The sequence below is a fragment of the Janthinobacterium sp. AD80 genome (genome assembly GCF_002878455.1).
Classification (GTDB): domain Bacteria; phylum Pseudomonadota; class Gammaproteobacteria; order Burkholderiales; family Burkholderiaceae_D; genus Janthinobacterium.
This window is the reverse complement of sequence record NZ_NRDQ01000124.1, coordinates 1-12,368: the sequence shown is the minus strand read 5'-3', so window position 1 is coordinate 12,368 and position 12,368 is coordinate 1. Positions and strand designations below refer to the sequence as shown.

The 12,368-nt window shown below is 64.9% G+C and carries 16 protein-coding genes; 12 read left to right on the top strand and 4 right to left on the bottom strand.

All coding sequences use genetic code 11. The annotated features are described in order from the left end of the window. The 7 genes from flhF to JaAD80_RS21335 form a co-directional block, all read left to right on the top strand. The coding region (flhF, locus tag JaAD80_RS21365) for a flagellar biosynthesis protein FlhF (RefSeq protein WP_102297179.1) at positions 1–1,046 on the top strand (1,046 nt) is incomplete at its 5' end. Further along, positions 1,039–1,902, top strand: a complete 864-nt coding sequence (locus tag JaAD80_RS21360; protein ID WP_102297169.1) for an antiactivator of flagellar biosynthesis FleN protein — start codon at positions 1,039–1,041, stop codon at positions 1,900–1,902. The genes flhF and JaAD80_RS21360, both read left to right, overlap by 8 nt. Positions 1,903–1,947: 45 nt before the next feature. Beyond that, positions 1,948–2,679 (top strand): RNA polymerase sigma factor FliA, encoded by a 732-nt coding sequence (locus tag JaAD80_RS21355; RefSeq protein ID WP_102297166.1) that lies wholly within the window; start codon positions 1,948–1,950, stop codon positions 2,677–2,679. Then, on the top strand, positions 2,661–3,407 hold the full coding sequence (locus JaAD80_RS21350; protein ID WP_102297163.1) for a flagellar motor protein: 747 nt from the start codon (positions 2,661–2,663) through the stop codon (positions 3,405–3,407). Before JaAD80_RS21355 ends, JaAD80_RS21350 begins: the two co-directional genes overlap by 19 nt. A 5-nt stretch (positions 3,408–3,412) precedes the next feature. Beyond that, the gene (gene motD / locus JaAD80_RS21345) at positions 3,413–4,207 is read left to right on the top strand and encodes a flagellar motor protein MotD (protein ID WP_102297178.1); all 795 of its coding nucleotides are present in this window, start codon (positions 3,413–3,415) and stop codon (positions 4,205–4,207) included. A gap of 195 nt (positions 4,208–4,402) precedes the next feature. Next, entirely contained in the window at positions 4,403–4,765 is a 363-nt protein-coding gene (locus JaAD80_RS21340) for a translation initiation factor Sui1 (RefSeq protein ID WP_102297175.1), read from the top strand. A gap of 100 nt (positions 4,766–4,865) precedes the next feature. Then, complete coding sequence (locus JaAD80_RS21335) at positions 4,866–5,729, top strand: hypothetical protein (protein WP_102297160.1); 864 nt, start codon at positions 4,866–4,868, stop codon at positions 5,727–5,729. A 284-nt stretch (positions 5,730–6,013) separates the two neighbouring features. Here the strand turns inward: JaAD80_RS21335 and JaAD80_RS30825 are convergent, their stop codons facing one another. Continuing rightward, positions 6,014–6,577: an FxDxF family PEP-CTERM protein gene (locus JaAD80_RS30825; protein WP_180979523.1), complete on the bottom strand. Its 564-nt coding sequence runs from the start codon at positions 6,575–6,577 to the stop codon at positions 6,014–6,016. A 409-nt stretch (positions 6,578–6,986) separates the two neighbouring features. Here JaAD80_RS30825 and JaAD80_RS21325 point away from each other — a divergent pair, with 409 nt between their 5' ends. After that, positions 6,987–8,126 carry an acyltransferase gene (locus tag JaAD80_RS21325; protein ID WP_308410631.1) on the top strand — a complete coding sequence of 380 codons (1,140 nt, stop codon included), beginning with the start codon at positions 6,987–6,989 and terminating at the stop codon, positions 8,124–8,126. Between the two features lie 66 nt (positions 8,127–8,192). Here JaAD80_RS21325 and JaAD80_RS21320 read toward each other — a convergent pair whose 3' ends face one another. The 3 genes from JaAD80_RS21320 to flgA all read right to left on the bottom strand — a co-directional run bounded on the left by JaAD80_RS21320 (position 8,193) and on the right by flgA (position 9,783). Further along, positions 8,193–8,660, bottom strand: a complete 468-nt coding sequence (locus JaAD80_RS21320) for a flagella synthesis protein FlgN (protein WP_102297158.1) — start codon at positions 8,658–8,660, stop codon at positions 8,193–8,195. An 8-nt stretch (positions 8,661–8,668) separates the two neighbouring features. Beyond that, positions 8,669–8,977 (bottom strand): flagellar biosynthesis anti-sigma factor FlgM, encoded by a 309-nt coding sequence (flgM, locus tag JaAD80_RS21315; RefSeq protein WP_034787161.1) that lies wholly within the window; start codon positions 8,975–8,977, stop codon positions 8,669–8,671. Positions 8,978–9,087: 110 nt separating this feature from the next. Further along, positions 9,088–9,783, bottom strand: a complete 696-nt coding sequence (gene flgA, locus JaAD80_RS21310) for a flagellar basal body P-ring formation chaperone FlgA (RefSeq protein WP_102297155.1) — start codon at positions 9,781–9,783, stop codon at positions 9,088–9,090. A gap of 191 nt (positions 9,784–9,974) precedes the next feature. On the opposite strand from flgA, the gene flgB reads away from it, so the two are divergent. From flgB to JaAD80_RS21290, 4 genes are all read left to right on the top strand, one after another. Beyond that, entirely contained in the window at positions 9,975–10,421 is a 447-nt protein-coding gene (gene flgB, locus JaAD80_RS21305) for a flagellar basal body rod protein FlgB (RefSeq protein ID WP_102297152.1), read from the top strand. A 2-nt stretch (positions 10,422–10,423) separates the two neighbouring features. Then, entirely contained in the window at positions 10,424–10,825 is a 402-nt protein-coding gene (gene flgC / locus JaAD80_RS21300; RefSeq protein WP_102297149.1) for a flagellar basal body rod protein FlgC, read from the top strand. A gap of 15 nt (positions 10,826–10,840) precedes the next feature. After that, positions 10,841–11,536, top strand: coding sequence for a flagellar hook assembly protein FlgD (locus JaAD80_RS21295; RefSeq protein ID WP_102297148.1), 696 nt, complete (start codon positions 10,841–10,843; stop codon positions 11,534–11,536). Between the two features lie 52 nt (positions 11,537–11,588). After that, on the top strand, positions 11,589–12,368 hold a 780-nt coding region (locus JaAD80_RS21290), incomplete at its 3' end, for a flagellar hook protein FlgE (protein WP_146012470.1).

Below are 12,368 nucleotides of genomic sequence, written 5' to 3'. Positions count from 1 at the left end.
CTGCTTCCGAGCCGATGGACATGGCCCGCATGCAGCAGATGATGGCCAGCGCGCTGGCGCATGTGAAGGAAAACGCCGCCGCCGAGATGAGCGGCATGATGAATGAAATCCGCGCCATGCGCGGCATGATGGAAACCCAGCTGGCGGAAATCTCGTGGGGTTCGACGCAGCAGCGCGAACCGCAAAAAGCCGTGGTGCTGCGCGAAATGCTGGCCGCCGGCTTCTCGGCCAGCCTGGCGCGCTACCTGATCGACAAGCTGCCCGCCGGCCTGGACGGCGCGCAAAGCATGCGCTGGATCAAGACTGTCCTCAGCCGCAACCTGAACACCGTGGCCAATGAAGACGCCATGCTGGAGCAGGGCGGCGTGTTTGCCCTGGTTGGCCCGACCGGCGTCGGCAAGACCACCAGCACGGCCAAGCTGGCCGCGCGCTGCGTGATGCGCCACGGCCCGGAAAAGCTGGCCCTGATCACCACGGATGCCTACCGTATCGGCGCGCACGAGCAGTTGCGCATCTACGGCAAGATCCTCGGCGTGATGGTGCATTCGGTGAAGGACGAGGCCGACTTGCGCATTGCCCTGAAGGAATTGAAGAACAAGCACACGGTGCTGATCGATACGGTGGGCGTGAGCCAGCGCGACCAGATGGTGACGGAACAGGTGGCCATGCTGTCGGGCGCCGGCGCCGACGTGAAACGCCTGCTGTGCCTGAATTCCACCGCGACGCAGGAAACCCTCAACGAAGTGGTGCGCGCCTACCAGGGCAGCGGCCTGGCCGGCTGCATCATGACCAAGCTCGATGAAGCGGCCTCGATCGGCAATGTGCTCGACGTGGTGATCCGCCAGAAGCTGAACCTGTTTTATGTATCGAACGGCCAGCGCGTGCCGGAAGACCTGTACCTGGCCGACCGCGGCTACCTGATCGACCGCGCCTTCAAGCTCAAGCGCGACTCGGCGGCGACGCAGTTTTCCGACGCCGAACTGCCGCTGCTGATGGCGCAGGCGGCCGCCCGCAACAATGAAGCGCGCGGGGTGCATCTTGGCTAACTTTGATTTCGACCAGGCCGAAGGCCTGCGCCGCATGCTGGCCGGCCCGCAGCCGCGCGTGATGACTTTTTTGTCGGCCACGCCGCAGGATGACAAGGGCGCCATGCTGGTCAACCTGGGTGCGTCGCTGGCGTATGGCGGCAATGACGTGCTGCTGCTCGACGCCACCGGCGGCAGCGATGGCGTGGCTGCGCGCCTGGGACTGGCGCACGGCGCCAGCCTGCGCGACGTGGCGCGCCAGCAGTGCGGCCTGAACCAGGTCATCCACCAGGTGCCGCAAGGCTTCGGCGTGGCCAGCCTGGGCGCGCGCAACCATTTGATGGACAGCATGGACTATGCCACGGCCGACGAGATGCGCCGCCTGGGCAAGACCTTCGAGGTACTGGCGCGCCAGAGCGGCATCGTGCTGGTCGACGGCGTCATGGCCGACGAGGGCGACTGCTTCCCCGTGCCGCTGATGGCCTCGTCGGATATCGTCGTGCAAGTGTCCACCAGCGCCACCTCGATCAAGGCGGCCTACTGCCTGATCAAGCGCCTGAGCCAGGAAATGGGACGCCGTCCTTTCGGCATTCTTGTCACCGGCGCTTCCGAATCCGAGGCAAAAGTGGTATACGATAATATGGCGCAGGCGGCGAGCCGCTATCTGGCCGTGAAACTGACGTCGATGGGCTCGGTGCCTGCCGATGAATACCTGCACCGCGCGGCGCGCCTGGGCCGCAGCGTGGTCGATGCGTTTCCGCTGGCGGGCGCCTCGGTGGCGTTTCGCGGCCTGGCCGAACGGCTGGCGCGCTCGGCCGCACCCGTGCTGGGCGGCACCTTGTACCAGACGGGGAGCCCGCACCAGTTCAGCGCCTGAAGCCAACCGTAGCACCAGATAAGATGAGAAAACAATAAGCAGCCTATGTACACGGTCAAAGGGAAATCGAACAAGGACTATTTGCTGACGGAGCATATTCCGCTGGTAAAGCGTCTGGCGCACCATATGAAGGCGAAATTGCCGCCTTCGGTCGAGGTCGATGACCTGATCCAGGCCGGCATGATCGGCCTGCTCGATGCGATTACCCGTTATGAAGAGACGCATGGCGCGCAGTTCGAGACATATGCCGTGCTGCGCATCCGCGGCGCCATGCTCGATGAGTTGCGCACCAGCGACTGGCTGCCGCGCAGCATGCGTCAGAACATGCGCAAGATCGAAGAGGCGATGAGCACCTTGCAGCAGCGCCTCGGCCATCCGCCGACGGAGTCGGAAGTGGCGAAACTGCTGAAAATGTCGCTGGCCGACTACCAGGAAATGCTGGGCGACGGCGGCGGCCACCAGCTGGTGTACTACGAAGATTTTCATGATCCGGACGGCAATGACAGCTTTCTCGACCGCCATTGCGTGGACGAGGACAGCGACCCCTTGCGTTCCCTGCTCGATACCGATTTCCGGCAATCCGTGATCGATGCCATCGATGCGCTGCCGCCACGCGAGAAAATACTCATGGGCCTGTATTACGAAGAAGAGCTGAACCTGAAGGAGATCGGCGCGGTGATGGGCGTATCGGAATCGCGCGTCTCGCAGCTGCATACCCAGGCCGTCGCGCGCCTGCGCGCAACCTTGAGGGAGCAGGCGTGGACTGGTCCAGCGTAATCGGGCTGGCGCTGGCGCTGGCCGGCCTGCTGGTCGGCCAGGCACTGGAGGGCGGCAAGATGGCCTCCCTGCTGCAGCCGGCCGCCTTCGCCATCGTGGTCATCGGCACCTTCGGCGCCGTGCTGCTGCAAACGCGGCTGCGCACTTTCGTGCGCGGGCTGGAAATGCTGCGCTGGGTGTTCCTGCCGCCGGCGGACACGCGTGCCGCGCTGGCGCGCGATATCGGACAATGGAGCTTGACGGCGCGCCGCGACGGCCCGCTGGCGCTCGAACGCCTGATGGAAAACACTCCGGACCGCTTCAACGCCAAGGGCTTGCGCATGATCGTCGACGGCATCGCGCCCGACAAGCTGCGCCAGCTGCTCGACGTGGAAATCTCCGCCTACGAGATGGCCGAGCGCCAGGCCGTCAAGGTATGGGAGTCGGCGGCCGGCTACTCGCCCACCATCGGCATCCTGGGCGCCGTGCTGGGACTGATACACGTGATGGAAAACCTCACCGACCCGAGCAAGCTGGGCGGCGGCATCGCCGTGGCCTTCGTGTCGACCATCTATGGCGTGGGCCTGGCCAATCTGCTGTTCCTGCCGGTGGCGAACAAACTCAAGGCCATCGTCTCGCGCCGCGTGCTGCAGTATGAAATCACGGCGGCGGTGCTGTACGACATCGCCACCGGCGACCATACGCGCATCATCGAAGAGCGCGTTTCCAGCCTTTTGCACGAGCATTGACCATGATGCGGCGCGCGCGCAGAAAGTATGACGAAGAGCCGGACAACCAGGACCGCTGGCTGATTTCGTACGCCGACTTTATCACCCTGCTGTTCGCGTTTTTTGTTGTCATGTATGCGATTTCGCAAGTCAACGAAGGCAAGTACCGCGTGTTCCAGAATGCCATCGGCCAGGCTTTCAGCCTGGACAAGGGCGCGCCGCCCATCATCATGGAAGCGCCGCAAGCCATCCCGCTGCCGAATCCCGCCCTGAAGCGCCGCACGGAAGCCATCCGCCGCGAGCGCGAACACATGACGCGCCTGGCGCAGGACCTGACCTCGACCCTGGCGCCGCTGGTGAAGGAAGGCAAAGTGCGGGTCACGCAGACGAGCCGTGGCGTGAGCGTGGAAATCAATGCCAGCGTGCTGTTCGACCCGGGCGCGGCGGGACTGACTGCCGAGTCGGACCAGGCCCTGCGCGCCGTGGCCGTGCTGCTCAAGGACGACCCTCACGCGGTGCAGGTGGAAGGGCATACGGATGTCCAGCCCATCAGCAACTCGAATTTTGCCTCGAACTGGGAACTGTCGGCCGCGCGCGCCAGCGCTGTCGTGCGCCTGTTCATCGCCAGCGGCGTGCAGGCCTCGCGCCTGACGGCCGTGGGCCATGCCGACAATATTCCCGTGGCGCCGAACGCCACGCCGGAAGGACGCGCGCGCAATCGCCGGGTGGCCGTGACGATCTTGTCGGGCATCCCGGAAACCGTCACGGAAGTGCCGACGGCGCCTGCGGGGCCCGCTCCGGCGCCGGTGCCAGCCAACTGAAAGGCGTCGCGCGTGGCGCTGTGAATCGGCACCGCAAGCGAAGTCCGTCGCCGCCAGGCGAAGATGCGGGCGGCGCGGAGGTCTATGGCTGCCTGCGGCGGCGAAGCCGTCAATGAAGGTGACGGTGGCGAAGCCGTCAATTACCGGCCGCCGCTTGGTACAATCGCAGCCTTCCCATTCTTCCATTTCTCCATCATGAAAAGCAGTTCCCAGGGCGGCCTCGTGTATTCCACTGAAACAGGGCGCATGTGTCCCGCTTGCCGCCAGCCGCTGGCGCAATGCGCATGCAAGGCGCAAGCCAAGGCGGCGCCCGTGGGCGACGGCGCCGTGCGCGTGTCGCGCCAGACCAAGGGACGCGGCGGCAAGAGCGTCACCGTGGTAAAAGGCTTGCCGCTGGACGCCATTGCCCTGGCACTGCTGGGCAAGCAGCTGCGCACCCAGTGCGGTTCGGGCGGCACCGTCAAGGACGGCGTGATCGAAGTGCAGGGCGACCATGTCGACACCATCCTGGCCGCGCTGGTCAAGTTGGGCCACCAGCCGAAAAAGGCCGGCGGCTGAGCAGGGCTGGCGTGCGCGGCTCGTGCGGCAGCTTGCCGCGCGCCTGTGGTAACGTGCGTTTCCTGTCCACCTGCGTCCACGCACACGCCCACCCTTCACCATGAACGTCAAACTCACCGGCATCGCCATCGCGGCGCTCGCCGCAGCGCTGGCGCTGGCCTGCTGGCCCGCCGCCGACACCGCGAACCCTGACGGCGCGGCTGCCGTGGCGGCCGGTGCCGCCAGCGCCTCGCAAGGACGCAGCCTGGCCGCGTATTTCAGCATCGATGCTGCTCCCGTGCCCGGCGCGCCGCCCGTTGCCGTCACCCTGGTGCAGCGGCTGGAACGCCTGGCGGCCAGCGGCAAGCCGGAAGACGCGTATGCGGCCTACCAGTTGCTCGACGACTGCATCGCCTTCGGCCAGGAAGGGCGGCTGCCGGCGCTGGAGTTCGAACTGGGGCGCGAGATGACGGCGGAGGAAAAAGCCGCCCAACAGCAACTCTGTGCGGGCATGACGCAGCGCCAGCGCGACGAACGCCTGGCCTACCTTGCCACGGCCGCCAGGGCAGGCGTGCCGGGCGCGGCCACCCTGTTCCTGTCGGAGGGCCCGTTCGGCGACCGCAGCGCGCTGCGCAACCGTCCCGACGATCCGCTGGTGCAGGAGTGGAAGCGGCAAGCCATCGCCCAGCTGACGGCACAGGCGGACGAGGCGGAACTGAGCAGCGTTTCCACCCTGATGATGGCCTACCTGCGCGATGGGGAGGTGGTGCGCAAGGATGCGCCCCAGGCGTATGGCTATTTGCTGGCCCTGCGCATGGTGTACGACGATATCCTTGCGCCAGGCACGACGAATCCCTACCAGGATGAATACTGGCACTGGCTGCAAAACGAATTGACACCCGAGCAGCAGGCCGCCGCCGCCCTCAAGGCACAGGCCATCGCCGCGAAATTCCGCCAGCATGCGGGCCGTCCCGCGCAGGGCTGAGTGCGTAAGCTGGCCCGTGCATGACTGGCCCGGGCAGCGGCCCGTCACGGCATGGCGCAGACCTGGCATGGACCAGCCTGGCATGCACCAGGCCGGGTATGGACGAGGCTGGATATGGACGAGGCCGGGTATGGACCAGCCCGGGCATGAGGCGCCCGGCTGTGGCTCCGTCCGAGCATGAACAAGCCCGTGCATGAGCAAGCCCTTGCATGGGGGCGCCGCTGCCGCCCCGTGCGTGCGGCGGCAATTCCAGCGGCCGCTCCGGCTACCGCTCAGGCTACCGCTCAGGCAGCCGTCTTGCGGCGCCGTATGCTATACCCGATCAGGCCCAGCCCGGCCAGCAGCATGGCGTAGGTTTCCGGTTCGGGCACGGCCGTGGTGATGGAAATGTCCAGCACGGAATCACGCGTGCCGGTGCCGCTCGCCACTAGGGTGTAGGTGCCTGGCCCCAGCAGGCCGTTGAAGGTCGAATGGGCAAAAGCGCCCAGCACGCCGGTGAAGGTATCCGATTGCACCAGGTTATTGCTGGAGTCGAACAGGTCGATGTTGACGCCGGTCAGGCGGGGACCGAATTCAGTGGCGCCGGTGACCAGCCATGCGGCGTTGCCTGTAAATGCCTGCACGCCGGCACCGACCGTAAAGGTGGTCGTTTGCAGCAGCGAGCCGCGTTCCGTCGTGAAGGTGTCGACGAACAGCGTGTCGTTCACCAGCAGTGGCGTGGCCACCACGGCGGTCGAGACCAGATGGTTGTAGAACACGGCTTGCGTTTCAGCCTGCGCGACCGGCGCCAGCAGGGTGCAGCCGAGCAGCAGCGCCGCGCCAGCCTTGGATACGGTGAGAGAGTTCATAGCATGCTCCTGTGTACTGTCAATTGAAATGGCGTGCGTCGTGGCGCAGCGCAAAAGCGCAGGCTGGACGCGTGGAATGGGTTAGCTATGCCGGCGGGGAACGATGTTCGTGTCAGTGAGGAAAGTCTCACCGGGAGTTGGGCGGCGTACGCTAGGGATGAGCATATCGTTATCATTTGCCGCACGTTTGAGCGTGCTCAAATGTGCGGGGGACGCGGGCCGCAGCTGTTGTTTCTGCGTGCAGGCCATCGCATCGCATCGCATGGCGTGGCATGGCATGGCATGACATGGCATCGCATCGCATGGCATCGCATGGCGTGCGGGCAGGACGCTGGCGGATGCGCACGCCAGGCGAAGCTTGTGGCATCATGGCGGGTTGCCATGATTGCAAGCCACAGCATGACCCTGTCTGCCCCCCTCCGCCCGGGCTCCCGGCCCCGATCTGCTGCGTGCCGTGGCCATCGCCTGGATCATGCTGTATCACCTGGAAAGCCATGGCCTGCGCCTGCCCGGCCGCCTGATCGCCTATGGCTGGATGGGGGTGGACCTGTTTTTCGTCCTCAGCGGCTACCTGATCGGCTGGCAGTTGCTGCGCCCATGGGCGCTGGGCACGCCTCCCGCGTGGCGCCCGTGGTGGACGCAATTCATGCTGCGCCGCGCCTTGCGCATCCTGCCTGCCTATGGCACCGTGCTGGCGCTGTATGTGCTGCTGCCCGCGTCCCGCGAGGCGGAGCTGATGCGGCCGCTGTGGCAATTTCTGACCTTCACCATCAATGTGCTGCCCGGCGCGCCCGAGGCACGCGCCTTTTCGCATGCCTGGTCGCTGTGCGTGGAAGAGCATTTTTATCTGCTGCTGCCGCCTGTCGCGTGGTGGCTGGCGCGCCGGCCCGCCGCCGGCAAGACAGTGGCCATGGCGCTGGGCGTGCTGTTGGGCGGCATGCTGCTGCGTGCCTGGCTATGGCGGCAGGAACTGGCGCCGCTGCAGGGGCAGGGCGCCTATGTCGGGCGCTTCATCGCGCTCATCTACATGCCCAGCCCGGTCCGCCTCGATGGCTTGCTGATGGGGGTAGTGCTGGCTGTCGTGCGCGGTTTTCGTCCCGCCTGGTGGGCGGCGCTGATGGCGCGTGGCGCCCTGTTGCTGGGCGTGGGGATGGCGGGACTGGCGCTGGCCATGTGGCTGCTGCGCGGCGTGCCGGACTTTGCCGGCATCGTTTTCGGCTATCCGCTGCTGTCGTGCAGCCTGGCATGCGTGCTGGCAGGCTGCCTCAGCGAACAAAGCTGGCCCGGCCGCTGGCGCGTGCCCGGCGCGGCGGCCCTGGCCACTCTGGCGTTCAGCCTGTACCTGACGCACAAGCAGGTGTATCACGCGCTCGACGCCTATCTTGGCGATGCGCTGGGCGGTTCGCCCGTGCTGGTGTTTTGCCTCTACAACGGCGCGGCCCTGCTGGCGGCGGCCGCGCTGTACTGGCTGGTGGAGCGGCCGGGTCTGCGGCTGCGCACGCGCCTGCTGGCGCCCGTGCCCGTGCAAGGCTTGCAGCCATCGGCATAGGCGCAAACGCGCATCGTGCCGCGCTGGCCGCAGCTATTTTCCACACTGGGATGTAAGGCGAAGGCCTTAGCCGATGACGACGCGGCGCTGCGGGGTGTTGGTGGTTGGCTGGCCGCTGGGGCCGTAGAAATTGCCGCTCTGGGCCGTGGGGCGCATGGCGTTCAGGGCACCCTGCGTGTGCAGCATGTGCTTGTTGACGAGCAGGCTGTTCAGGCGGTTCTGTTCCTTCGCCTCGCGCGTCGTGGCCAGCAGGGCTTTCCACAAGGATGCCGCGTCGGCTTCCTCGGCCACCACCAGCCAGTCTTCCATGCCCGCTTCGGCGGCCGTGAAGCCGGCTGCCGCCAGCGCCTGGTGGCGTTGCGCCGCCAGCTGGCTCAATTTGCCGATGAGTGCCGTCTTGCGCACGGTGAGCTCCGCGATTGCATCGATGTCAGCCGCAACCAGATGCAGCTGTTCTTCCTTCATCAATGCCAGCAATGTGGTCATGAGCTCTTGCTCGTCGCGCAGGCTGGAAAACGGAGTCACTGATTGCATTGGGGAACCTATCTATTTCGTGAGTGCAGCAGGTCCTTGACTGTGTCCAGGAGTCCGTCCGCCACTTTTTCAGAGTTGACCTGGAACTGGCCGTCGGCGATCGCCAGCTTGATGCGCTCGACTTTTTTCGTGTCGAACACGGCGCCGCTGCCGGCAGTTGCGCTGGCCGCTAATGCCTGTCCTTGCGGGGACAGGCGTACATTGTCCGACGTCGTCGGTGTTGCCTGGGCTTTCTCGGCATTCCGGGCGCCGGAGGTACTCGCGGGCGCCACCGGCAGGCCGGGATTGCTTTTAATGGTGTTGTCGGTAATTTTCACAGCGTGATCCTCGTCTGGTCGAAGTCAAAAAACTCCGGGGCTGTCCTATTATCGGCACCTTCCGCCGAAACTTTAGTGCGCCAGACCACAATATCGCTGTCCATCCGTGTTCAGAATGCTACTTCGACCATCCCTCCCGCGCGCGCCACGCCGCTGATCTGCTGGCCGCTCTGCGTGCGCACCTGCACCACTTGCCCGTCGCCGGCGTTGCCGATAGCGCGGCCTTCTGATGCAACCTGGAAACCGTTGCCGCTGGAAACGACGCGCACCAGCTGCCCCTGCATCACCACCGGCTTCCGGCGCAGGGTGTCGAGGCGCATCGGCGTGCCAGGTGGCAATGAAATATTCGTGCTGGCGCCCACCACCTTGGCCATGTCGGTGGCAATGCCTGCCGGCAATGCGGCCAGGTCGCCCTGCATCGTCACCAGCTGGCTGGCGTCGATGGCCTGGCCTTGCGCCAGCGGCACGGCGCTGGCCACGTAGTCGCCGACGACGGCCACGTTGGCTTGCAGATAGATAGTCCAGCTGGCCGGGGCCGTGCAGCGCACGCCCACCGTGGTCTTGCCCCAGGCGCGGGCGCCCGGCGCCATGAAGGCTTGCGGCGCGGGGCAGGCGGCCAGGTTCAAGCGGGGATCGACGGCGCCGACGGTGACCGTGACCTTGCCCGGCAAGCCATTGCTTTGTACTTGCAGGAACTGTTCCACGCTGTCGCGCAGCGCTTGCGGCGATTGCCGGCCGGCGTTTTGCGCCTGCGCGGAAGGCGACAGGAAGGTCATGGCGAGGAGGAAAGCAAGCGGTGTTTTCATGGTGATAGGCCTCTGGAATAGTGCCATGATAGTGCGCGCCGCCCCGTTTGAAGCCACGATTAAGGGGTAAAAGTACGGTCTGATCCGGCGATGGTCTTGCCGGTGGGCACCGTACTATCTTTCCTGTCATCACACTACCGCCATCCTTCCGCCATCTCGGGCGCCAGTGGCAGATCTTTCCGGAGCCTGACATGATAGGGAAACTCGACGATTACATGCGCTTCAACGAGACAGCGCTGAGCTTGCGCTCGACGCGCCAGGAATTGCTCGCCTCGAATATTGCCAATGCCGACACGCCCAACTACAAGGCGCGCGACGTCGATTTCGCCAGTGCCCTGAAGGGCGCGCTGGCGCGCAACGATGGCACGGCGCCGGCACTGAAGGGCACGGCGCCACAGCACATGGCGGGCAAGGGCGTGGCGGCCAGCGTGGCTGCGGGCGGCAAAGTGGCAACCCTGCCTGATGGCACGCCGCTGCTGTACCGCGCACCGGCCCAGGGCGCCGTCGATGGCAATACGGTCGACATGGATCTTGAACGCAATGCCTTCGCCGACAACGCCATCCGCTACGAGGCGGCCGTGACGTTCCTCAATTCGCAGATCAAGGGCATGCTGACGGCCATCCAGGGAGGACAATAATCATGTCGCTATTTAATATCTTCAATGTTTCCGGTTCGGCCATGAGCGCCCAGGCGCAGCGCCTGAACACGGTGGCCAGCAACCTGGCCAATGCCGACAGCGCCACCAGTGCCAGTGGCGAAGCCTATCGTGCCAAGCAGGTGGTGTTCGAGGCCGTGCCCATGGGCAACGGCGCCACGGCCGTCAAGGTGCAGAAGGTGGTCGAGGACCCGTCGCCGATGAAGCTGGTCTATGACCCGAAAAATCCGCTGGCCGACGAGAAGGGCTACGTCACCATGCCCAACGTCAACACGGTCGACGAGATGGTCAACATGCTGTCGGCCTCGCGTTCCTACCAGACCAACGTGGAAACCATGAACGCGGCCAAGTCGCTGCTCCTGAAAACCCTCACCATCGGCCAATAAGGCTGACTGACCATTATGGCAACCATCGATACCAGCACCACCAAAGTCACCGACCTGATGGCGACGATGAATCCGAAGAAGAGCACGGCCGAGGCAGGCAGCGTCGAAGCGGAAACGAACAAATTCCTGACCCTGCTGGTGACCCAGCTGAAAAACCAGGATCCCATGAACCCGCTCGATAATGCGCAGCTGACCAGCCAGCTGGCGCAACTGTCCACGGTGACGGGCGTCAACAAGCTCAACACGACCCTGGAAACCCTGAAAACCAGCTACCAGCAAGCCGAGTCGATGCAGGCGGCCAACATCATCGGCCACGGCGTATTGACTGCGGGCAAGGACATCAACCTGAGCAAGAGCACCGCCCTGCTGGGCGTGGACCTGGCGACGGCCGCCGACAAGGTCAAGGTGACCATCTACAAGGATGGCAAGGAAGTCCATTCCATCGACCTGGGCGCGCAGCCGGCAGGCACCTTGCCGCTGGGCTGGAACGGCGCCACCGCCGATCTGGACAAGGACGGCAAGAACATCGTGCTGGCCGATGGCGCCTACACCTTCGCGGTGGAAGCCACGCGCGGCGGAACCAAGCTCACCGATGCGACGGCGCTGATGTTCGGCTCGGTTGCCAGCGTCTCGACGGGCGCGAACGGCGTGAAATTGAATGTGCCGGGCGTGGGCAGCATCACCATGGCCGACGTGAAACAGATTTTGTAAGCCGCTTACCCTAGCGTGACCCTCTACCCCTAATATCTACCAGGAGAACACAATGTCTTTCCAACAAGGCCTGAGCGGCTTGAATGGCGCCGCCAAATCGCTGGACGTCATCGGTAACAACATCGCCAACTCGGCCACCGTGGGTTTCAAGCAGTCGCAGGCGCAGTTCGCCGACATTTATGCCAACTCGCTGTATGGCGTGGGCGGCAACCAGGCGGGGATCGGCGTGTCGGTCTCGCAAATCGCCCAGCAATTTACCCAGGGCAACCTGGAAACGTCGTCGAATCCCCTCGATATCGCCATCAATGGCGGCGGTTTCTTCCGTACCAGCGTCAATGGCGCCATCCAGTATTCGCGCAATGGCCAGTTCCAGGTCGACAAGAACGGTTTCATCGTCAACGCCCAGCTGGCCCAGCTGACCGGCTACCCGGTCGACGTCAACGGCAAGATCGCCGCCGGCGCCGTCGTGCCCCTGCAGATCGACCAGTCGGACATGAAGCCGCAAGCCACCACCAAGGTGGATACGGAAATCAATCTCAACTCGAACACGGAAATGCCGACCGTGGTGCCGTTCAGCATGGCCCAGGGCGGCTCGTACAGCAAGCAGATTCCCGTCCCCGTCTATGATTCGCTGGGCAATGCCCATTCGATGTCCATGTTCTACGTCAAGACCGGTACCAATACCTGGGACGTCTACACGGCCAATGACGACATGGAAGTGACCAGCATGAAGGCCGCCGCCGCCCTGCAGACGAACCCTGCCGCGCTGGCTGCGCGCGCCGCCTACCAGGCCGCCGCCACGGCCGTGCCGCTGGTGCCGGCCAACGTCACG

Bases quoted from the DNA above. Each gene is read 5' to 3' on its own strand.
- JaAD80_RS21335 (WP_102297160.1), top strand. From the start codon at position 4,866: ATGAACGTCAAACTCACCGGCATCGCCATCGCGGCGCTCGCCGCAGCG.
- JaAD80_RS21295 (WP_102297148.1), top strand. From the start codon at position 10,841: ATGGCAACCATCGATACCAGCACCACCAAAGTCACCGACCTGATGGCG.
- JaAD80_RS21320 (WP_102297158.1), bottom strand. From the start codon at position 8,660: ATGCAATCAGTGACTCCGTTTTCCAGCCTGCGCGACGAGCAAGAGCTC.
- JaAD80_RS21355 (WP_102297166.1), top strand. From the start codon at position 1,948: ATGTACACGGTCAAAGGGAAATCGAACAAGGACTATTTGCTGACGGAG.
- motD (WP_102297178.1), top strand. From the start codon at position 3,413: ATGCGGCGCGCGCGCAGAAAGTATGACGAAGAGCCGGACAACCAGGAC.
- flgC (WP_102297149.1), top strand. From the start codon at position 10,424: ATGTCGCTATTTAATATCTTCAATGTTTCCGGTTCGGCCATGAGCGCC.
- flgB (WP_102297152.1), top strand. From the start codon at position 9,975: ATGATAGGGAAACTCGACGATTACATGCGCTTCAACGAGACAGCGCTG.
- flgA (WP_102297155.1), bottom strand. From the start codon at position 9,783: ATGAAAACACCGCTTGCTTTCCTCCTCGCCATGACCTTCCTGTCGCCT.
- JaAD80_RS21340 (WP_102297175.1), top strand. From the start codon at position 4,403: ATGAAAAGCAGTTCCCAGGGCGGCCTCGTGTATTCCACTGAAACAGGG.
- JaAD80_RS30825 (WP_180979523.1), bottom strand. From the start codon at position 6,577: ATGAACTCTCTCACCGTATCCAAGGCTGGCGCGGCGCTGCTGCTCGGC.